Here is a 20,073-nt window from a genome sequence, read left to right on the forward strand (position 1 = left end):
TTTTCTGCGGGTGCTCGCGTCCACTTTGTGGTTCTCGACGTACGGTCGGGAACCGACAACACATACTCATTTGTTGTGTGTTGCTGAAACGTCAATAGTGTTTCGGCGGCCATAGCGTGAGGGAAACGCCCGGACACATTCCGAACCCGGAAGCTAAGCCTCACAGCGCCGATGGTACTGCAGGGGAGACCCTGTGGGAGAGTAGGACACCGCCGGACTTCTCTTAAGCAAGATGGCCACCCCGGTTCGGGTGGCCATCTTGCGTTAACAAGCAGGGAGTCGGAATGTCGGAAGAGCAGCGGGACCGCCGAGACGGCGAGGGCGCGCGAGATCGACGTTCGGGCTCCGAACGCAGGCCGCGGTATTCGGATGCCTCCGCCCGCGAGTCTCGGCGACCCCGTGAGAGGTTTTCCCGGAGCGGCGAGCGCCGTCCATACGGCGCGGGCGCCAGCGACCGCGGCCAGCGCGACGACGGTCGCCCTTATGGCACTCGCGACCGTGATCGTGATGATCGGTACCGTGGTAGGTCTGGTGAGCGTCGTCCGTACGGTGATCGTGACCGTGACCGTGATCGCAGCCGCGGCCAGCGTGATGATCGGTACCGTGGCAGGTCTGGTGAGCGTCGTCCGTACGGTGATCGTGACCGTGACCGTGATCGCAGCCGCGGCCAGCGTGATGACCGTCACCCGTATGGTGACCGTGACCGCGCTCTTGGTGACCGTGGCGACCGTCGTCCCCACGGCGGCCGTGAGCGTGACGACCGGGGCCGTGACAGATCGAGCCAGCGCCGTCCGTATGGCGATCGTGATGGTCGCCGACCCTATGACGACCGCGATGATCGGAATCGCGGCCGGTCGAGTCATCACGGTAGATCGGGTGATCGCGGTAGATCGGGTGATCGTCGCCCGTACGGGGACCATGACCGGGACCGGGATCGCCGATACCGATCAGGCGATCGCGCGTCGTACCGGGATCGCCCGCGCGGGGGAGCGGACCGTCCGCGGAACGAGTTCGCCGCGGTTCGCGAGCGCATCCCGGAGCCGGCTCTGCCGGACGAGATCACGGCGAAGGATCTGCATTCGTCCGCCCGCAACGAGCTGAAGACGCTCAGCAAGGAGAACGCCGAGCAGACGGCGCGCCACCTCGCGATGGCGGCACAGCTCATCGACTCCGACCCGCAGCGGGCCCACGAGCACGCTCTGGCCGCCTCGCGTCGGGCGGGGCGCATCGCCGTGGTCCGTCAGACCCTCGCGATCACCGCATATGGCATCGGCGACTTCGCTCTGGCGCTGCGTGAGCTGCACACCTACCGGCGCATCTCCGGGAGGAACGACATGATCGCCCTCATCGTCGACAGCGAGCGCGGGGTCGGACGACCCGACCGGGCCCTCGAGGAGGGGCGCGGCGTCGACCGCACCGAGCTCGACGTCGACGTGCGCGTCGCCCTGGCCATCGCGATGTCCGGTGCGCGGCTGGATCGCGGCGAGACGGAGCTCGCCCTTGGCGAGCTCGAGATCCCCGAACTCGACCCCGACAGGGCGTTCGACTGGAGCCCCGCGCTGTTCTCGGCCCGCGCGGCGGTGCTCGAGGACCTCGGGCGCACCGAGGAGGCGGCCTTCTGGGCCCGGCGCTCCGAGGTGGCGGAGTCCGCACTGGGCCTGGACGGACGACTCGACGAGATCATCGTCGAGGACGCCCTGGCCGAGGGACAGGGCGAGGGCGAGGACGCTGAATCCGAGCCGGAGAAGGACGCGGAGGACTGATGGCGCTGTTCCGCCGGACGAAGCCGGCCCTGACCACACCGTTGACCGGTCGCGATGCTCTGCTCGCCGACCTCGACGGCGTCGTGTATGCGGGCTCGAGCGCCCTGCCGCATGCCGTGGAGAGCCTGGACCGTGCAGCGGACTCCGTGCGCATCGGCTACATCACCAACAACGCGTCACGGACCGATGCCGCCGTAGCCGCGCATCTCACGAGCCTGGGGCTCACGGTCTCCGCCGATGACGTGGTGACCAGCCCTCAGGCCGCCATGCGGCTGCTGGCGACCAGGGTGCCCGCGCCGGCGACGATCCTCATCGTCGGCGGGGATGGACTGGTGGACGAGGCGCAGAAGGCCGGGTACACCGTCACCCGCAGCGCCGAGGACTCCCCTGCGGCGGTCGTGCAGGGCTTCGCCCCGGAGGTCAGCTGGACCGACCTCGCCGAGGCGGCATTCGCCCTGCAGGTGCCGGAGGAGGAGGGCGGGATCCCGTGGATCTCGACCAACAACGATTGGACCATTCCCCGAGACCGCGGGGTCGCACCGGGCAACGGCACCCTGGTCTCCGCCGTGCACACCGCCATCGGCCGCCTGTCGACGGTGGCGGGCAAACCGGAGAAGCCGATCTTCGAGGTCGCGATGGAGCGCTTCGGCGCGCAGAGGGCGCTGTTCATCGGCGACAGGCTCGATACGGACATCGCCGGCGCCGTGCGAGCGGGAATCGACTCCGCGCTGGTGCTCACCGGCATCGACCGGCCGAAGCACGTGCTGGCCGCGCCGCAGGGCTCCCGCCCGGACTTCATCCTCGGCGACCTGCGCGACCTGCACGAGCCGTACCCGGCGACGGTGGAGTCCGACGGCGTGTTCTCCGTCAACGACGCCGCTGTCCGTGTCGTCGACGCCGACGTGCAGATCCTCTCGGCGGGTTCCTCCCAGATCGATCTGCTGCGAGCGGGTGCGGCGGCGATCTGGTCGACCGGCCTCATGATCTACGTGTTCCGGGTGCCCGAGCTGCTGTACGCGGATCCTTTCCACAGGCCCTGAGCCGTTCCCCGTGCCCCATCGCACGGCGCGTTACAGTGGTCGGATGGAGCACACGAGCGACGAGCCGGCAGACGCACTCTGGAGCCGTCTGCGCCTCATCGAGGGCCAGCCTCTCGAATCCCGCGCGGATGCCTACGGCGCAGTGCACGACGAGCTCATGAAGCGCCTTGAGGGCGCCCCCCGCGCAGCTGCGGGCCCGGCGAGTCGATGACGAGACTCGATACGGCTCTCGCGATGCGCGGGCTGGCGCGTTCGCGTACGCACGCTGCGGCGCTCATCGCCGACGGGCTGGTGCGCGTGTCGGGCCGCCCCGTCGTCAAGGCGTCCACTCCGGTCTCCGATGACGACGACATCCGCGTCGACGGCGCCGACCACTACGTGGGGCGCGGTGCGCACAAGCTCATCGCCGCCCTCGACGGCTTCGCCCTGTCGGTGCAGGGCAGACTCGCACTCGACATGGGCGCCTCCACGGGCGGATTCACCCAGGTGCTGCGCGAACGCGGCGCACGCCGGGTGCTGGCGGTCGACGTGGGCCACGGCCAGCTCGCCGATGCCATCGCGGCCGACCCCGGGGTGGTCGCGATCGAGGGGTTCAACGTGCGGCACATGACCGCGGCGAACCTCGCGGATGTCACCGGCGAGCCGAGCCCTCCCGATCTGGTCGTGGGCGATCTGTCGTTCATCTCCCTCGCGCACGTGCTTCCCGCCGTCGCCGCGGTGGTGGCATCCGACGGCGATGTCGTGCTGCTGGTCAAGCCGCAGTTCGAAGTCGGTCGCACCGCCGTCCGAGGCGGTCTGGTCACCAGCGCCGCGCTGCGCGTGGATGCCGTGGAGCGCACGCTGTGGGTCGCGTACGACAACGGGCTGCGCACGCTGGGCATCCTCGCGTCCCCGATCCTCGGCACGCACGGCAACGCCGAATACCTGGTCCACCTCTCGCCCGACCGCGGGGAGGATCCGTCAGAATGGACGGAGCAGATCGCACACGTGGCAGGAGGACGATGAACGAGCGCCGGATCCTGGTCGTCGCCCACGCGAAGCGCCCCGACACCGTCACCGCCGCGCTGCGCGTCATCGATGCGCTGCACGAGGCGGGCGCGGTGCCCGTGCTTCCCGCCGACGACCGGGACGAGTTCGCCGCGGTCGACCCGCGGTTCGCCGAGCTGGGCGTGCTGGGCGAGGACGTGCCCGATGACGGACTCGAGCTCGCCGTCGTCCTCGGCGGAGACGGCACCATCCTGCGGGCGGCCGAGCTCGTGCGCGATTCCGGTGCGCCGGTGCTGGGGATCAACATGGGGCACGTCGGCTTCCTCGCCGAGACCGACCGCGATGACATGGATGCCGCCGTGCGTCGCGTGGTCGATCGCGACTACGACGTGGAGGAGCGATTGGCGCTGTCCGTGCAGGTGCACGATGACGCCGGTCGCGTGGTGTACGAGACGTGGGCGCTCAACGAGGCGACGGTGGAGAAGGCCAGCCGGGAGCGGATGATCGAGGTGGTCGTCGAGATCGACGGACGTCCGCTCACGAGCTTCGGCTGCGACGGCATGGTCGTCTCCACACCGACGGGATCCACCGCCTACAACTTCTCCGCGGGCGGCCCGGTGGTCTGGCCGTCCGTCGAGGCGATCTCCCTCGTGCCGCTGTCCGCGCACGCGCTGTTCGCGAAGCCTCTCGTGGTGGGCCCGGAGGCGTCCGTCGCCGTCGAGCTGCTGGATCGCACCGGCGGCAGCGCCATCCTGTGGTGCGACGGCCGGCGCTCGCACGATCTGCCTCCCGGGGCCCGGGTCATGGTGCATCGGTCCACGCGTCCGGTGCGACTCGCGCGGCTGCGTCCGGCAGTGTTCACCGACCGGCTCGTGCGGAAGTTCCAGCTGCCGGTGACGGGGTGGCGGGGAGCGCCGTGATCGACGAGATGCGCATCCGCGGCCTCGGCGTCATCGATGACGCCGTGCTTCCGCTGGGCCCCGGGTTCACGGCCGTGACCGGCGAGACCGGCGCGGGCAAGACCATGGTCATCACAGGGCTCGGACTGCTGCTGGGCGCACGCGCGGATTCCTCCGCGGTGCGCGCGGGCGCGGCACAGGCCTCCGTCGCCGGGGTGTGGGTGGTGCCGCAGGAGGGCGCGGTCGCCGAGATCGTCGCCGACGCGGGCGGCGAGCTGGAGCCCGCCGGCGATGCCGCCGAGCTGTACGTGTCCCGAACGCTCAGTGCCGAAGGGCGCAGCCGCGCCAGCGTGGGAGGACGCCCCGCACCCGCATCCGTGCTGTCGGCGCTGGCGGACGAGCTCGTCGTCGTGCACGGACAGTCCGAGCAGCTGCGCCTGCGGTCCGCCGCCGCGCAGCGCGACGCGCTGGATCGGTTCGGGGGCGAGCCGGTTCGTGCCGCGCTGGCCGAGTACTCCGCCCGACTCGAGGCCTGGCGAGGGGTGGACGCCGAGATCGCCGAGCTCACGGCGAATCGCGACAGGCGCGCGGAGGAGGCCGCTCGGCTTCGCGAGCAGCTCGCGGAGATCGAGCAGATCGACCCGGAGGAGGGGGAGGACATCGCCCTCGACGAGCGCGCCGAGCGGCTGGAGAACGCCGAGGAGCTGCGGCTGGCGGCATCCGTCGCCCGCACGGCGCTGTCGGGGGAGGACGACGAGCCCGACGTCGCGGGGCTGCTGGCCGAAGCACGTCGATCACTGGAGAGAGCCGCCGACCCGCAGCTGGCGGAGATCGCCGAGTCCGTGGCGGATCTCGGCTACCGAGCGGCGGATCTCGCCGGACGTCTGTCGGGCTACCTCGCCGACCTCGACGAGTCCGGACCGCATGAGCTGGCCGCAGTGCAGGAGCGCCGTGCGGTCATCGGCGCGCTCGTCAGACGGCATGGATCCCTCGACGAGGCGCTGCAGGTCCGTCGCACCGGGTCACTGCGGCTGGCCGAGCTCGACGACGACGGCGACCGCGTCGAGCGGCTCACCGTCGAGGCGACGCAGGCGCGCGCGGCGCTCGATCGTGCGGCGGCGGAGCTCACCTCCGCGCGCACCGAGGCGGCCGTCCGGCTCTCCGCCGCCGTCACCGAGGAGCTGCATGCCCTGGCGATGCCGGATGCCAGGCTCGAGGTGCGTGTCTCACCGGGCGCGGAGACCGCGCACGGACACGATGAGGTGGAGATCCAGCTCGCTCCGCATCCGGGCGCCGCACCCCGTTCGCTCGCCCGCAGCGCCTCCGGCGGGGAGCTCTCGCGCGTGATGCTCGCCATCGAGGTGGTCATCGCCGGCACCGACCCGGTGCCCACGTTCGTCTTCGACGAGGTGGATGCGGGCATCGGCGGTGCTGCGGCCATCGAGGTCGGTCGCAGGCTCGCGCAGCTCGCCCGCACCTCGCAGGTGATCGCGGTCACCCACCTCGCCCAGGTCGCCGCCTTCGCGACCAACCACCTGTCCGTCGTGAAGTCCAACGACGGCTCGGTCACCGCATCCAGCATCACCCGACTGTCGGGCCGGGAGCGCGAAGCCGAGATGGCCCGGCTGCTGTCCGGGCTCGCCGATTCCGACGCCGCCCTCAGTCACGCCCGCGAACTCCTGAGCCTGGGCTCGGAATCGAACTGATAGGATAAAAGCCCGTGATGAACTCTTCTGTTGCGGAGCCCGAGAACGACACCACCAGGCACATCTTCGTGACCGGAGGTGTCGTTTCGTCGTTGGGGAAGGGTCTCACTGCAGCGAGCCTGGGCAACCTCCTCACCGCCCGCGGACTGCGCGTGGTCATGCAGAAGCTGGACCCGTATCTGAACGTCGACCCGGGGACCATGAACCCGTTCGAGCACGGCGAGGTCTTCGTCACCGACGACGGCGCCGAGACCGACCTCGACATCGGCCACTACGAGCGCTTCCTCGGCATCGAGCTGTCCCGCGCCGCCAACGTCACCACCGGTCAGATCTACTCGCAGGTCATCGCCAAGGAGCGTCGTGGCGACTACCTCGGAGCGACGGTCCAGGTCATTCCGCACATCACCGACGAGATCAAACGCCGCATGCGCCTGCAGGCCACCGAGGAGCCGCGCCCCGACGTGATCATCACCGAGGTGGGCGGCACGGTCGGCGACATCGAGTCGCAGCCCTTCCTCGAGGCCGCCCGTCAGCTCCGCCATGAGCTCGGGCGCGGGAACGTGTTCTTCGTGCACGTCTCCCTCGTGCCGTTCATGGGCGCGTCGGGCGAGCAGAAGACCAAGCCCACCCAGCACTCCGTCGCAGCACTCCGTCAGGTCGGCATCCAGCCGGACGCTCTCGTGCTGCGCAGCGATCGCCCGGTCAGCGGCGGCAACCGGAACAAGATCGCCCTGATGTGCGACGTCGACATCGAGGGTGTCATCAACACCGTCGATCTGCCCAGCATCTACGACATCCCCTCCACGCTCAACGAGCAGGGGCTGGACTCCTACATCATTGGGCGGCTGGGGCTGCGCGATCGCGCCCGGGAGGTGGACTGGACCCGCTGGAACACCGTGCTGCACGCCGTGCACAACCCCAAGCGCGAGGTCACCATCGGACTGGTGGGAAAGTACATCGACCTGCCCGACGCGTACCTGTCCGTGACGGAGGCGCTCAAGGCGGGCGGATTCGCGCAGGAGACCAAGGTCGACATCCGCTGGATCGCCTCGGACACCTGCGAGACGCCCGAAGGAGCGGCGAAGAACCTCGCGGACCTGGACGGCATCCTCGTACCCGGCGGGTTCGGCATCCGCGGCATCGAGGGCAAGCTCGGCGCGCTGCGCTTCGCGCGCGAGCAGGGCATCCCCACACTCGGCATCTGCCTGGGTCTGCAGTGCATGGTCATCGAGTACGGCCGCAACGTCGCCGGCATCGTCGGCGCCTCCTCGACCGAGTTCGACCCGGAGACCGCGGAGCCCATCATCGCGACCATGGCCGAGCAGGTCGAGATCCTCGACGGCGGCGACCTGGGCGGCACCATGCGACTGGGGCTGTACGAGGCCGCACTCGTCGAGGGGTCCCTGGTGCGCGACCTGTACGGTGCCGACACGGCATCCGAGCGCCACCGTCACCGGTACGAGGTCAACAACGCCTATCGCGACCGCCTCGCGGACGCCGGTCTGGTGTTCTCCGGCTTGAACGCCGATCTGGATCTCGTCGAGTACGTCGAGCTCCCGCGCGACGTGCACCCGTACTACATCGCCACGCAGGCGCACCCCGAGCTGCGCTCGCGACCCACCGCACCGCACCCGCTGTTCCGCGGCCTGATCGGCGCGGCCATCGAGCGGCACCGCTCCAGCGAGCTGTTCGGCGATGACGACGCCTGACCTGCTTCGGGACGAACCCTTCGAACCCGAGGTGCTGGAGAGCTCGATCGGCTTCGAGGGCGCCGTCTGGAACGTGCTCGACGAGCGGGTGGCGTACGGCGACGGCCGGATCCGCCGCCAGTACGTCGCGCACACCGGCGCTGTCGCCGTCGTCGCCCTCGACGAGGACGGTCGTGTGCTGCTCATCCAGCAGTACCGGCATCCGATCCGCCATCGGGACTGGGAGCTGCCCGCCGGCCTGCTCGACATCCCCGGTGAGGATCCGTTGACCGCCGCGCAGCGTGAGCTCGCGGAGGAGACCGACACCGCCGCCGCGCACTGGGAGCACCTGGTCTCGTCCTGGACGACCCCCGGCGGCAACGACGAGATGATCCACATCTATCTCGCCACCGGCATCACGACCACCGCCGCCCACGCCCGCGCGGACGAGGAGGCCGACATCCGGGTCGCATGGGTTCCACTGGCGGAAGCCGCGGATGCCGTGCTCGCCGGACGCCTGCACAACGGCATCCTCAGCATCGGTGTGCTCGCCGCCGAACGGCGGCTGCGCGACAGGGACTGACATGCGCCTCGATGCGGCGCTCGACGCGTACCTCCGCCACATCACGATCGAGCGCGGCCTCTCCGAGCACTCCATCGCCGCCTACCGGCGCGACCTCAACGGCTACCTCCGGTGGCTGACGGGACAGGGGGTCGGGACCACGGATGCCATCACTCCGGCGATCGTGACGGCGTTCATCGCCGAGCAGGCGGCGGCGGTGCCCGCACCCGCCGCCACGAGCCTCGCCCGTCTGCAGTCGTCGGTGCGCGGCTGGCACCGATTCCTGGCGCGCGAGGGCATCAAGGAGGACGACCCGACCGGGCGGCTGCGTCCTCCGAAGACGCCGCGCAGACTGCCCAAGGCGCTCACGATCGAGCAGGTCGAGCGGCTGCTGGCGGCGCCTCCGGCCGATGAGCCCCTCGGCATCCGCGACCGTGCGCTGCTCGAACTGCTGTACGCGACCGGCGCCCGCGTCTCCGAGGCCGTCGGCCTGGACGTCGACGACCTCTCCCACGGGGACGTGCTGCGCCTGCGCGGCAAGGGCGACAAGGAGCGCATCGTGCCGGTCGGCTCGTACGCGCGCGCGGCCGTGGACGCCTATCTCACCCGGGTGCGCCCGGCGCTGGCGGCGAAGGGCCGCGCCACCGCCCGACTGTTCCTCGGCGCCCGCGGGGCGCCGCTGTCCCGCCAGAGTGCGTGGCTCGTCATCCGTGCCGCCGCCGAGAGCGCCGGCATCACCGCCGAGGTGTCGCCGCACACCCTGCGGCATTCCTTCGCCACCCACCTGCTGCAGGGAGGCGCCGACGTGCGGGTCGTCCAGGAACTGCTCGGGCACGCGTCCGTGGCGACCACGCAGATCTACACGCACGTCTCGGTGGATGCGCTGCGCGACGTCTACATCACCTCCCACCCCCGCGCCCGCTGAACGGTCCGGGACCGGTTCGCCGTCGGCGTGCAGTGGCATCCGGAGGCGGCGGAGGACCCGGGGCTGTCCGAGGGGCTGGCCGCAGCGGCGCGGGAGCATGCCGCGCGCCGCCTCTGAGCCCGCCCGCCCTGCGGCTACAATCGAGCAAGCACGAACGAGCAGGAGAATCGGTGGCGGAGAAGGCGACGAAGTCCAAGTCGACGGCGGCGAAGGGGGACGACACCCCCATCGGCCCGACGGGGCGTCCGTACCGCGGCTTCGACATCCCCGCTCCGCTGGAGTCCCACGGTCCGGCGCGGATCATCGCGCTGTGCAATCAGAAGGGCGGAGTGGGCAAGACGACCACGACCATCAACCTGGCCGCCGCGCTCGCCGAGTACGGTCGCAGGGTGCTGGCGGTGGACTTCGATCCGCAGGGTGCGCTGTCGGCCGGCCTCGGCATCGTCGTGCACGACGTCCCGACCGTCTACGACATGCTCCTGGACGTCAAGCGCGACCCGCACGAGGCCATCGTCCACTCCGCGACGGCGAACCTCGACGTGCTGCCCGCCAACATCGACCTCTCCGCCGCCGAGGTGCATCTGGTCAACGAGGTCGCCCGCGAGACCATCCTCTCCCGGGTGCTGCGTCACGTCACCGGCGAGTACGACGTCATCCTCATCGACTGCCAGCCGTCGCTGGGCCTGCTCACGGTCAACGCGCTGACCGCCGCGCATGGGGTGCTCATCCCGCTGGAGTGCGAGTTCTTCGCGCTGCGGGGAGTCGCGCTGCTGATCGAGACCATCGACAAGGTGCGCGACCGTCTGAACCCGTCCCTCACCATGGACGGCCTGCTGGCGACCATGTACGACCCCCGTACCCTGCACTCGCGCGAGGTGCTGGAACGCGTCGTCGACGCCTTCGGCGACGACGTGCTGGAGACCGTGATCGGCCGCACCGTGAAGTTCCCGGACGCCTCGGTGTCGGGTGTGCCGATCACCGAGTACGCGCCGGAGCACGCAGCCGCCCAGGCGTACCTGCGACTGGCGCGGGAGCTTGTGGCCCGTGGCGCCGTCGCCTGAGCCCGAGGAATCGGACGCCTCACGGTTCCGCGTCTCGCTGTCGAACTTCGACGGCCCGTTCGATCTGCTCCTGACTCTGATCTCCCAGCGCGAGCTCGACATCACCGAGGTGTCGCTGAGCAGGGTGACCGACGAGTTCATCTCGTACCTGCGCGACCTCGACGGCGACGAGGAGCTGGAGCAGGCATCGGAGTTCCTCGTCGTCGCCGCGACGCTGCTGGACATGAAGGTGGCGGGTCTGCTGCCGCAGGGTGAACTGGTCGACGCGGAGTCCGTGGCGCTGCTGGAGGCGCGGGATCTGCTGTTCGCGAGGCTTCTGCAGTACCGCGCCTTCAAGGAGGTGTCGGCATGGTTCGGGCGCTGCCTGCAGCGGGAGGGCCGCAGGCACGCGCGCGCCGTGCCGCTGGATGCCAAGCATCGCAGCCGGACCCCCGAGCTGGTGTGGACGCTGAGCGCCGACGACTTCGCGGCGCTCGCCGCGATGGCCTTCGCCCCCAAGGAGCTGCCCTCGGTCGGCCTGGATCACCTGCACGCGCCGCTGGTCAGCATCCGGGAGCAGGCCGCCGTCGTCGTGGCGATGCTGCGCAGCACGGAGTCGCTGACCTTCCGCGAGCTGATCAGCGGGGTGAGCCAGCCGGGGATCGTCGTGGCGCGGTTCATCTCCGTGCTGGAGCTGTACCGGCATGCCGCGCTGTCCTTCCAGCAGCTGGAGCCGCTGGGCGAGCTCACCCTGCGCTGGTCGGCGCAGAGCTGGTCGGACGAGCAGCTGGCGACGCTGGGCGCGGACTACGACAGGTGAGGTGACGATGACCGAGGAGGAGGCCGTGATGGAGGAGGCCGTGCTCGAGACGACTGAGGAGACGCCGCTGGCCGAGCGGATCGAGGCGATCCTGCTCGTCATCGATGAGCCGATCGCCCTGGTCGCCCTCGCGGCGGCCGTGCATGCGCCCGTGCCGGCCGTGCGGCAGACGCTGGAGACGCTCGTCGAGGACTACGACGGGCGCGGACGCGGCCCGCGCCGCGGCTTCGAGCTGCGCGAGGTCGGCGGCGGGTGGCGGCTGTACGTCCGTGAGGACCACGACGACCTGGTCGCCGACTTCATCGGCGGGCAGGCGCCGTCGAGACTGTCGCAGGCGGCCCTGGAGACGCTCGCCGTCATCGCCTACAAGCAGCCCGTCACCCGCGGGCAGGTGGCATCGATCCGCGCCGTGAACGTGGACTCGGTGGTGCGCACCCTGCTGGCGCGGGGGCTCATCACGGAGCTGTTCGCCGATGCCGAGACGGGCGCGATCAACTACGGCACGACGGACCAGCTGCTGGAGCACCTGGGGATCAACTCGATCGACGAGCTGCCCCGGATCTCGCCGCTGCTGGAGGACGGTGCGGACGGGTTCGACGAGGGAGACATCAGATGACCGACGACAGGCCCGCACAGGGCGCCCCGCAGGGCGTCCGGCTGCAGAAGGCCCTGGCCAACGCGGGCGTCGCATCGCGTCGCGTCATCGAGCAGTACATCGTCGAAGGACGCATCCGCGTGAACGGGCGCACCGTGACCGAGCTCGGCACCCGCATCGACCCGGACGGGGACCGGATCGACGTGGACGGCACGGCCGTGCAGCTGGACGTGTCGAAGCGGTATGTGATGCTCAACAAGCCCACCGGGGTCTACAGCACCATGCACGACGAGAAGGGCAGACCGGATCTGCGCCGATTCACGCGGGAATGGCCGGAGCGGCTCTACAACGTCGGGAGGCTGGACGCCCAGACCAGCGGACTGCTGATCCTCACCAATGACGGCGATCTCGCCCACGTGCTCGCGCACCCGTCGTTCGGCGTGACGAAGGTGTACGTCGCGAAGGTGGCCGGCGCTGTCACCGCGCAGACGATCGCGACGCTCACCCGCGGGATCGACCTGGAGGACGGCCCCATCAAGGCCGACAGGGCGCGGCTGCTGGACGTGTCTCCCGGCTCTGCGTCCGCACGCAGCAGCCTCGTGGAGCTGACCCTGCATTCCGGGCGCAACCGCATCGTGCGACGCATGATGGCCGCCGTCGGGCATCCGGTCCAGGAGCTCGTGCGCCGGCAGTTCGGACCGGTCCACCTGGGAGCCCTCCCGGTCGGGAAGGCCAGGGACCTGAGTAAAATCGAACTCGGCGCGCTGCTGACCCTCTCGCGCCGGGATTCACCTGCGGCCGCGGGAGACGACGACGAGCAGGAGACCGAGTGAGCGATTCCCCCAGTGCACGCGCATCGCGCACCACCGGCACCGTGCGCATCGTCGGCGCGGGGCTGCTCGGAGCCAGCATCGGCCACGCGCTGCGCAGGCAGGACGTCGATGTCGTGCTGGCCGACGTCTCGCCCTCCCAGCTCCGGCTCGCGATCGACTACGGGGCGGGGCGAGACGCGCGTGACGACGACCGTCCTGGCCTCGTGGTGGTGGCCGTCCCCCCGGACGTGACCGCCGACGTCGTCCAGGCCGAGCTGGAGGCGCACCCGGAGGCCGTGGTCACCGATGTCGCGAGCGTCAAGCTCGAGCCGTTCACCGAGCTGCGCCGTCGCGGCGTCGACCTGACCAGGTACATCGGCTCGCACCCCCTCGCGGGCCGCGAGCGCGGCGGAGCCATCTCCGCGCGGGCGGACCTGTTCATCGGCCGGCCGTGGGTGGTGTGCCGCGATGAGGAGACCCGCGCGGCCGATCTCGCCGTCGTCGAGGCGCTCGCGCTGGACCTCGGGGCGATGCCGCTGGAGATGACCCCGCAGGAGCACGACCGCTCCGTCGCCCTGACCTCGCACGTGCCGCAGGTCGTGGCGAGCCTGCTGGCCGCACGGCTGGCATCCGCGGAGCCGGGCTCGCTGAGTCTGGCGGGCCAGGGCGTGCGCGACACCACCCGCATCGCCGCATCCGCCCCCGAACTGTGGGTGCAGATCCTCAGCGCCAATGCGGGACCCGTCGTCGAGGTGCTCGACGCCCTCGCATCCGATCTGCGGGAGGTGTCGGATGCGCTGCGCGAGCCGGACGCCCCCGGCGCGCGGCGGACTATCGCCGATGCGATCCGGCAGGGCAACGAGGGCGTGTCGCTGCTGCCGGGCAAGCACGGGCAGAACCGTCGTTTTGAGCAGCTCATCGTCATGGTCGACGACACTCCCGGCCAGCTGGGGCGCCTGTTCGGGGAGCTCGGGGAGTTGGGCGTGAACGTGGAGGACCTGCGGCTGGAGCATTCGCCCGGCGCGCAGTTCGGCCTCGCCGACATCAGCGTGGCGCCGGACGCGCTGCGCGGCGCCGTCGAGGGTCTGGAGGCGCGCGGCTGGCGGATTGCGGGGAACACCAATGACTGACACGACCACGTCCTCGGCGTACGACGCGGACAAGGTCATCGCCATCGACGGACCGGCGGGATCCGGGAAGTCCAGCGTCTCCAAGGCCGTCGCCCGCAGACTGGGGTTCGGGTACCTCGACACCGGTGCCGCCTACCGCGCGCTGGCCTGGTACGTGCTCGAGCGCGGAGGCGACACGGCGGATGCCGATGCCGTGCGCGCCGCGGCATCCGACCTTCCGCTGCGGCAGCGGCTGGACCCGGACGACCGGCGCGTCCTGGTCGGCGGCACGGATGTGACCGCCGCGATCCGAGAGCCGCGCGTGTCGGCGGCGGTCAGCGGCGTCGCCCGGGTGCCCGAGGTGCGCGTGCAGGTGAACGAGATGTTCCGCGCCGTCGTGGCGGATGCCGAGTATCCGGCCGTCGTCGTCGAGGGCCGGGACATCACGACCGTCGTCGCCCCCGACGCCCCCGTGCGCATTCTCCTGACCGCGGCACCGGAGGTGCGCGCGGCCCGGCGGGCGGGCGAACTGGCGGGGCAGGACGCCGCCGCCGTCGCCGAGGCGCTGCACCGGCGCGACGCATCGGACAGCGCCGTGGTCGACTTCCTCCACGCCGCCCCGGGCGTCGATGTCGTCGACTCGACAGAACTCGATCTTCCGCAGACCATCGACGCCGTCCTCGCCGTGATCCGGCGGCGGCGCGATGCCGACAAGGAGCCCCACCATGGCTGATGAAGAGTACGTCGGGGAGCCCGACGACCTCGCCGACAAGATGGCCGAGCTCGACGAGCAGCTGGCCGAGCAGCGGGCGGAGCTCATGCGCTCCACGCTCGCCGACTACGATCTCGACGAGGAGGACGCCGATCTGCTGTCCGGTGGTGTCGGCGGCCAGGACGGCATCGAGCACCTGCCCGCCCTGCCGGTCGTCGCGATCGTGGGACGACCGAACGTGGGCAAGTCCGCGCTGGTCAATCGCATCCTCGGGCGACGTGAGGCCGTCGTGGAGGACACCCCCGGCGTCACCCGGGACCGGGTCACGTACCGGGCGGAGTGGCAGCAGCGCCGCTTCTCGCTCGTGGACACCGGCGGGTGGGAGCCGGATGCCAAGGGCATCGACCGCTCGGTGGCTGCGCAGGCCGAGGTCGCGATCGATCTGGCCGACGTGGTGCTGTTCGTCGTGGATGCGAAGGTCGGCGCGACGTCGACGGACGAGCACGTCGTGAAGCTGCTGCGCAAGAGCGGCAAGCCCGTGCTGCTCGTCGCGAACAAGATCGATGACGTCCGCCAGGAGCCGGAGGCCGCGGTGCTGTGGAACCTGGGCCTCGGCGAGCCGTATCCGGTCTCCGCCATCCACGGGCGCGGCGTCGCCGACCTCCTCGATCTCGTCGTCGCGAAGCTGCCCGACGTCTCCGCGGTCGCCACGGCCGAGGTCGGCGGTCCCCGCCGCGTCGCCATCCTCGGCCGTCCCAACGTGGGGAAGTCCTCACTGCTGAACAGGGCCGCGGGGGAGGAGCGCGTCGTCGTCAACGACCTCGCCGGCACCACTCGCGACCCGGTGGACGAGATCGTCGAGCTGGGCGGCAGGCCGTGGCGGCTCGTCGACACCGCCGGCATCCGCCGTCGCGTGCACCTGCAGCAGGGCGCCGACTTCTACGCGTCACTGCGCACCTCCGCCGCGCTGGAGAAGGCCGAGGTCGCGGTCGTCGTGATCGACGTGAGCCAGCCGATCAGCGTGCAGGACCTGAACATCATCGACATGGTGCTGGAATCGGGCCGGGCCCTCGTGCTCGCGTTCAACAAGTGGGACCGTCTGTCCGACGACGACCTGGAGAACGCCGACCGGCGCCGGTACCTCGAGCGGGAGATCGAGCAGGACCTCGCGCACGTGACATGGGCGCCGCGCGTGAACATCTCGGCGAAGACGGGGTGGCATCTCGACAAGCTCGTGCCCGCCCTGGAGCGTGCGCTGGAGAACTGGGACCGCCGCATCCCCACCGGCAAGTTCAACGCGTTCCTCACCGAGCTGGTGGCCGCGCACCCGCATCCACTGCGCGGCGGCAAGCAGCCGCGCGTGCTGTTCGGCACGCAGGCCTCCACCCGCCCGCCGACGTTCGTGCTGTTCACGACGGGCTTCCTCGACCCCGGCTATCGCCGGTTCATCCAGCGCCGCCTGCGGGAGATCTACGCCTTCGAGGGCACTCCGATCGTCATCAACATGCGGGTGCGGGAGCGTCGGCGGCGGTAACCGCAGTTTGGGTCGCGGCGCCCGTCGAAGGGATAATGAGAACGGATGCCGTGATCCCGGCATCCGTTCCCGCTCGGCCCACGAGGCCCGCCGAAGGAGACTGCGATGACGCACACCCTGCCCCTGCCCGACTTCGCCCACGAGCGCGTGGAGGTGATCACCGGGCGCCGCAGCGGCCTGTTCATCGCCGTCGCGCTGCACTCCTCCGTGCTCGGCTCCGCGCTCGGCGGGGCGAGGCTGTGGACGTACCCGCACTGGAGCGACGCGCTCGGGGACGCGCTGCGGCTGTCGACCGCGATGACCCTGAAGAATGCCGCGGCGGGGCTCGACGCCGGCGGCGGCAAGTCCGTCATCCGTCTGGAGCCGGGGCAGACCCTGGACGCTGATCAGCGGCGAGCGGCCTTCCTCGACCTCGGTGACGCCGTCGAACTCCTCGACGGAAGCTATCGCACGGCCGAGGACGTCGGGTCGACCACGGAGGACATGCTCACCGTCAGCGAGCGCACGCAGCACGTCGTCGGACTGCCCGGGGCCGTGGGCGGCTCCGGCGAGCCGGCGGGCCCCACGAGTCTGGGCGTGTACGCGTCCCTGCAGGCGGTGCTCGAGCGGGTGACCGGATCGGCGTCGCCGGAGGGGCGGCGGGTGACCATCTCCGGCCTGGGACAGGTCGGTGGGCGCCTCGCGCAGCGGCTCGCCGAGCACGGTGCGCAGCTGACCGTCACCGACATCAACCCGGCCCGGCGCGCGTTCGCCACGGAGCTCGGGGCGACCTGGGTCGAGCCAGGCACAGAGCATCTGGTCCCCGGCGACGTGTTCGTGCCCGCCGGGATCGGCGGGGTGCTGACGGACGAGGTCATCGACGCGCTGGACGTGAAGGCCGTGTGCGGGCCGGCGAACAATCCGCTGTCCGAGCGCTCGGGAGCCGATCGACTGGCGGGCCGGGGCATCCTGTACGCGCCGGACTTCGTCGTCAATGCGGGCGGGGTGATCTACCTGGACCTGGAGGCGAAGCGGATCGGCACGAGCGAGGAGATCATGGCCCGCGTCGCGGCGATCGGCGACACCGTGCGCAGGATCCTCGACGACGCGCAGGTGCGAGGGGTGACGCCGCTGCAGGCCGCGGAAGAGCTGGCCGCGGAGCGGCTGCGCGGCGGCGTGCAGGACGGTGCGAGAAGGTAACCTCCGGACATGTCTCCGCCGCGGGGGAGCCGGACACGCGCAGCTGTGAAAAGCTGGACGGGTGACCATCATCCCTCCCGCTCCCGGCGAACCGCGTCGGCCCGGTGGCCCGCGTGATCCCGGCGACGCCTGGGTGATCTCGGCCTCGGGCGAGAGGTACTGGGGTCGATACGGGGCGGCGGGTCTGCTGGCCGTGGACGCGCAGCGGGGTGTGCTGCTGCAGCACCGGGTCGGCTGGAGCCACTTCGGAGGGACTTGGGGCGTGCCCGGCGGAGCCCTGCACGAGGGCGAGTCGGCTCTGCCCGGCGCGCTGCGCGAATCGCACGAGGAGGCCGGCATTCCCGCCGGATCCGTACGCGCACGGTTCACGAGTGTGCTCGATCTGGACATCTGGTCGTACACGACCGTCATCGCCGAGGTCACGACGCCCTTCGAACCGGTCATCAGCGACCCGGAGAGCCTGGCACTGGAATGGGTGCCCGTGGGGGAGGTGGATCAGCGTCCACTGCACCCGGGGTTCGCCGCCGCCTGGCCGGGCCTGCGCGCGCTGCTGCCGACGCGTCCCGCGATCGTGGTGGACGCTGCGAACGTCGTGGGGTCCGTGCCCGACGGCTGGTGGAAGGACCGGGCGGGCGCCGCTGCGCGGCTGCGCGACCGACTGACGGACTGGCTGCAGGTCGGCGTGGCCGCGACCGAGCTCGGCCTCGGTGCGGACCGGTGGTTCCCGCGCATCTCGATGGTGGTGGAGGGTGCGGCGCGCGTGCTGACCGAAGCCCCTGCGGCCGAGGCGGTGAGTATCGTGCGTGCCGAGGGCGGTGGGGACGACGGCATCGTCGACGAGGCTCGCAGACTGCACGGGGACGGCGCGCTGGTGACGGTCGTGACGAGTGACCGCGGGCTGCGCGCTCGAGTCGAGGCCCTGGGCGCGCAGGTGAGGCCCGCAGGCTGGCTGCTGGGTCAGTTGGACTGACCGCCGGACCAGCGGGACTGATCAGAACTGGTCAGAAGGGCGCGCCGATGAGGTCTCCGGCGGTGTTTCCGGCGGGCCGGCACGTCGGAAGATCCCTGGTGTCGGCGTCCACGAACATGACGCGTCGGGGCACTCGATCGGGATACGTGCGCCCTGTCGGGCTGTGCCATCGCAGCGTCTGATCGGCCAGCTGGGTCACCGTCCATCGTGCGGTGTCGGCCACGTCGGGGTGCTTGAGGGCGTGGTGGGATCTGCACAGATGCGCGAGATTCCCGATCGCCGTGGGCCCTCCTGCTGCGTGATCGTGATTGTGGTCGATGTCGCATCGATGCACGGGCATCCGACAGCCGGGGAAGCGGCAGTGCTGGTCGCGCGCACGCAGGAACCTGCGCATCGGCTCGGTGGGTGTGTAGGTGTCCGTCTCTTCGACCAGGCCCGCAGGGCTCAGGAACAGTCGTGTCCAGCCGGTGCGGGAGCCGGCGAGTGCACGAGCGACATCCGGATGCAGGGGACCGTGACCATCGAGCTCGGCGGGCCTGTCATCGGCACCGGCGAGGGTACTGGCGGCGACGGTCACCTGGATCGTCGCATGGATGCCCTCCAGACCCGTGCCGTGGACCTCCGAAGGAGCGGAGGCCAGCAGCAGGTCGGCGAACAGATCCGCGCGCAGCTGATCCATGGTCCGATCGTCGGCGGGGAGGTGGAGCAGCAGAGGGCTGTCCTCGTGCCGGTGCGGATCGCTCTCCGGATCCGCTTCCGGAGCAGGCCTGGCGCTCGTCTCGAAGTCGGTGTTCGTCTTCTCGAAGCCGGTGCTCGTCTCGGACTCGGTGCTCGTCTGGGCGCCGGAAGGATCGGTCGATGAGGGAGTAGCGGTCATGAGCCGGGCGGTCGTGAACGGATCGGTCGTGAAGGGGTCGGTCGTGAACGTACCGGCGCTGAAAATGGCCTCGGCCCACTCGGCTTCGGCTCTCTGAGCCGCCCATTCCGCATCCGTCGGCTCGGTGGGAGGCAGGATCGGTCTGCGGTCGTCGGAATGCCGGACCATGTGCCGCGCCATCACCGTGAGTCGGTCCTGGATCGCCAGCGCCAGGTGCTCGGGCAGCATGGCCTGCAGCAGCGCCATCCCATCGCCGACCGATCGCACCGTGACCTCCCGATCCGCGGCGGCACGCTCGTGCTGATCGACGACCGTGGTCCCGGCCAGCGCCGCCGCCACGCGTCGGGCGTGCGCACGGGTGCGGGCGGCGGTGTCCGCTTCAGCGACCTCCAGCACCGCGACCTCGTACAGCTTCAGGGTCCCGGCATCGACGTCGCCTGTGCGCACGGCCTCCCGCACCGGCCGAGACTCGCGGAGGATCTCGCGCACATGCTGCGGGGTCAGACGACCGTCGGTGAAGGCCTCTCGGATGGTGGGGAACTCCTCATGCAGTAACCGGGCGTCCACGAAGGCGAACTCCGCCGACCCCTGCGACATGTGTCCGGCGGCGGCGTACTCCGCGAACATCGAGCGCTCGATCATGTCGCGCTGCATCGGAGCATCCGCGACCTCCTGCGCCCACAGCTCCCACCGCTCCGCCAGCAGGGCTGCGGCCTCCGCCTGAAGACGAGCGATCTTCCGCTGCGTCTCCACCCAGGCATCCAGCAGAGCGCCGCGTCGCTCGCTCCGGATGATCTGGTCTGATGTCATGCATCCAGTATAGAACAAATATTCGAATATTCAAGAGGAGATCTC

The 20,073-nt window shown here is 70.7% G+C and carries 20 protein-coding genes and 1 rRNA gene; 20 read left to right on the plus strand and 1 reads right to left on the minus strand.

Going from position 1 to position 20,073, the window contains the following annotated elements:
• Positions 1-101: 101 nt before the first annotated feature.
• From rrf to ABD770_RS11395, 20 genes are all read left to right on the plus strand, one after another.
• Positions 102-218: ribosomal RNA gene (rrf, locus tag ABD770_RS11300) — 5S ribosomal RNA — on the plus strand.
• A 265-nt stretch (positions 219-483) separates the two neighbouring features.
• Positions 484-1,101: a hypothetical protein gene (locus tag ABD770_RS11305; protein ID WP_344819661.1), complete on the plus strand. Its 618-nt coding sequence runs from the start codon at positions 484-486 to the stop codon at positions 1,099-1,101.
• A 47-nt stretch (positions 1,102-1,148) separates the two neighbouring features.
• Positions 1,149-1,763 (plus strand): hypothetical protein, encoded by a 615-nt coding sequence (locus tag ABD770_RS11310; RefSeq protein WP_344819662.1) that lies wholly within the window; start codon positions 1,149-1,151, stop codon positions 1,761-1,763.
• A complete protein-coding gene (locus ABD770_RS11315) occupies positions 1,763-2,803 on the plus strand; it encodes an HAD-IIA family hydrolase (protein WP_344819663.1) in 1,041 nt (346 codons plus the stop codon). Before ABD770_RS11310 ends, ABD770_RS11315 begins: the two co-directional genes overlap by 1 nt.
• A gap of 43 nt (positions 2,804-2,846) precedes the next feature.
• Complete coding sequence (locus ABD770_RS11320; protein WP_344819664.1) at positions 2,847-3,014, plus strand: hypothetical protein; 168 nt, start codon at positions 2,847-2,849, stop codon at positions 3,012-3,014.
• Positions 3,011-3,808: a TlyA family RNA methyltransferase gene (locus ABD770_RS11325; RefSeq protein ID WP_344819666.1), complete on the plus strand. Its 798-nt coding sequence runs from the start codon at positions 3,011-3,013 to the stop codon at positions 3,806-3,808. The genes ABD770_RS11320 and ABD770_RS11325 overlap by 4 nt, the downstream gene beginning before the upstream one ends.
• Positions 3,805-4,710: an NAD kinase gene (locus tag ABD770_RS11330; RefSeq protein WP_344819667.1), complete on the plus strand. Its 906-nt coding sequence runs from the start codon at positions 3,805-3,807 to the stop codon at positions 4,708-4,710. Before ABD770_RS11325 ends, ABD770_RS11330 begins: the two co-directional genes overlap by 4 nt.
• Positions 4,707-6,395, plus strand: coding sequence for a DNA repair protein RecN (gene recN / locus ABD770_RS11335; RefSeq protein WP_344819668.1), 1,689 nt, complete (start codon positions 4,707-4,709; stop codon positions 6,393-6,395). The genes ABD770_RS11330 and recN overlap by 4 nt, the downstream gene beginning before the upstream one ends.
• A gap of 17 nt (positions 6,396-6,412) precedes the next feature.
• On the plus strand, positions 6,413-8,104 hold the full coding sequence (gene pyrG, locus ABD770_RS11340) for a CTP synthase (protein ID WP_344819669.1): 1,692 nt from the start codon (positions 6,413-6,415) through the stop codon (positions 8,102-8,104).
• Entirely contained in the window at positions 8,091-8,666 is a 576-nt protein-coding gene (locus ABD770_RS11345) for an NUDIX domain-containing protein (protein ID WP_344819670.1), read from the plus strand. The genes pyrG and ABD770_RS11345 overlap by 14 nt, the downstream gene beginning before the upstream one ends.
• A gap of 1 nt (position 8,667) precedes the next feature.
• Positions 8,668-9,570: a site-specific tyrosine recombinase XerD gene (gene xerD, locus ABD770_RS11350; RefSeq protein WP_344819671.1), complete on the plus strand. Its 903-nt coding sequence runs from the start codon at positions 8,668-8,670 to the stop codon at positions 9,568-9,570.
• A gap of 170 nt (positions 9,571-9,740) precedes the next feature.
• Positions 9,741-10,631, plus strand: coding sequence for a ParA family protein (locus ABD770_RS11355; RefSeq protein WP_344819672.1), 891 nt, complete (start codon positions 9,741-9,743; stop codon positions 10,629-10,631).
• On the plus strand, positions 10,615-11,430 hold the full coding sequence (locus tag ABD770_RS11360) for a segregation and condensation protein A (protein ID WP_344819673.1): 816 nt from the start codon (positions 10,615-10,617) through the stop codon (positions 11,428-11,430). The genes ABD770_RS11355 and ABD770_RS11360 overlap by 17 nt, the downstream gene beginning before the upstream one ends.
• A gap of 28 nt (positions 11,431-11,458) precedes the next feature.
• Positions 11,459-12,046, plus strand: a complete 588-nt coding sequence (gene scpB, locus ABD770_RS11365) for an SMC-Scp complex subunit ScpB (RefSeq protein ID WP_425562765.1) — start codon at positions 11,459-11,461, stop codon at positions 12,044-12,046.
• The gene (locus ABD770_RS11370; protein WP_344819674.1) at positions 12,043-12,858 is read left to right on the plus strand and encodes a pseudouridine synthase; all 816 of its coding nucleotides are present in this window, start codon (positions 12,043-12,045) and stop codon (positions 12,856-12,858) included. Before scpB ends, ABD770_RS11370 begins: the two co-directional genes overlap by 4 nt.
• Entirely contained in the window at positions 12,855-13,967 is a 1,113-nt protein-coding gene (locus tag ABD770_RS11375) for a prephenate dehydrogenase (protein ID WP_344819675.1), read from the plus strand. Before ABD770_RS11370 ends, ABD770_RS11375 begins: the two co-directional genes overlap by 4 nt.
• A complete protein-coding gene (gene cmk, locus ABD770_RS11380; protein ID WP_344819676.1) occupies positions 13,960-14,679 on the plus strand; it encodes a (d)CMP kinase in 720 nt (239 codons plus the stop codon). The genes ABD770_RS11375 and cmk overlap by 8 nt, the downstream gene beginning before the upstream one ends.
• Entirely contained in the window at positions 14,672-16,192 is a 1,521-nt protein-coding gene (der, locus tag ABD770_RS11385; protein ID WP_344819677.1) for a ribosome biogenesis GTPase Der, read from the plus strand. The genes cmk and der overlap by 8 nt, the downstream gene beginning before the upstream one ends.
• 105 nt (positions 16,193-16,297) lie before the next feature.
• Complete coding sequence (locus ABD770_RS11390; RefSeq protein WP_344819678.1) at positions 16,298-17,371, plus strand: Glu/Leu/Phe/Val dehydrogenase family protein; 1,074 nt, start codon at positions 16,298-16,300, stop codon at positions 17,369-17,371.
• 61 nt (positions 17,372-17,432) lie between these two features.
• The gene (locus ABD770_RS11395; RefSeq protein ID WP_344819679.1) at positions 17,433-18,341 is read left to right on the plus strand and encodes an NUDIX domain-containing protein; all 909 of its coding nucleotides are present in this window, start codon (positions 17,433-17,435) and stop codon (positions 18,339-18,341) included.
• A 31-nt stretch (positions 18,342-18,372) separates the two neighbouring features.
• Here ABD770_RS11395 and ABD770_RS11400 read toward each other — a convergent pair whose 3' ends face one another.
• Positions 18,373-20,028 (minus strand): HNH endonuclease signature motif containing protein, encoded by a 1,656-nt coding sequence (locus tag ABD770_RS11400; protein WP_344819680.1) that lies wholly within the window; start codon positions 20,026-20,028, stop codon positions 18,373-18,375.
• Between the last annotated feature and the right edge of the window lie 45 nt (positions 20,029-20,073).

It is taken from the genome of Microbacterium soli (assembly GCF_039539005.1).
In the GTDB taxonomy this organism is placed as follows: domain Bacteria; phylum Actinomycetota; class Actinomycetes; order Actinomycetales; family Microbacteriaceae; genus Microbacterium; species Microbacterium soli.

Coding starts and splice junctions, on each gene's coding strand:
- ABD770_RS11305 (WP_344819661.1), top strand. CDS start 484: ATGGCACTCGCGACCGTGATCGTGATGATCGGTACCGTGGTAGGTCTG.
- ABD770_RS11310 (WP_344819662.1), top strand. CDS start 1,149: ATGGCGGCACAGCTCATCGACTCCGACCCGCAGCGGGCCCACGAGCAC.
- ABD770_RS11315 (WP_344819663.1), top strand. CDS start 1,763: ATGGCGCTGTTCCGCCGGACGAAGCCGGCCCTGACCACACCGTTGACC.
- ABD770_RS11320 (WP_344819664.1), top strand. CDS start 2,847: ATGGAGCACACGAGCGACGAGCCGGCAGACGCACTCTGGAGCCGTCTG.
- ABD770_RS11325 (WP_344819666.1), top strand. CDS start 3,011: ATGACGAGACTCGATACGGCTCTCGCGATGCGCGGGCTGGCGCGTTCG.
- ABD770_RS11330 (WP_344819667.1), top strand. CDS start 3,805: ATGAACGAGCGCCGGATCCTGGTCGTCGCCCACGCGAAGCGCCCCGAC.
- pyrG (WP_344819669.1), top strand. CDS start 6,413: ATGAACTCTTCTGTTGCGGAGCCCGAGAACGACACCACCAGGCACATC.
- ABD770_RS11345 (WP_344819670.1), top strand. CDS start 8,091: ATGACGACGCCTGACCTGCTTCGGGACGAACCCTTCGAACCCGAGGTG.
- xerD (WP_344819671.1), top strand. CDS start 8,668: ATGCGCCTCGATGCGGCGCTCGACGCGTACCTCCGCCACATCACGATC.
- scpB (WP_425562765.1), top strand. CDS start 11,459: ATGGAGGAGGCCGTGCTCGAGACGACTGAGGAGACGCCGCTGGCCGAG.
- ABD770_RS11370 (WP_344819674.1), top strand. CDS start 12,043: ATGACCGACGACAGGCCCGCACAGGGCGCCCCGCAGGGCGTCCGGCTG.
- cmk (WP_344819676.1), top strand. CDS start 13,960: ATGACTGACACGACCACGTCCTCGGCGTACGACGCGGACAAGGTCATC.
- der (WP_344819677.1), top strand. CDS start 14,672: ATGGCTGATGAAGAGTACGTCGGGGAGCCCGACGACCTCGCCGACAAG.
- ABD770_RS11390 (WP_344819678.1), top strand. CDS start 16,298: ATGACGCACACCCTGCCCCTGCCCGACTTCGCCCACGAGCGCGTGGAG.
- ABD770_RS11400 (WP_344819680.1), bottom strand. CDS start 20,028: ATGACATCAGACCAGATCATCCGGAGCGAGCGACGCGGCGCTCTGCTG.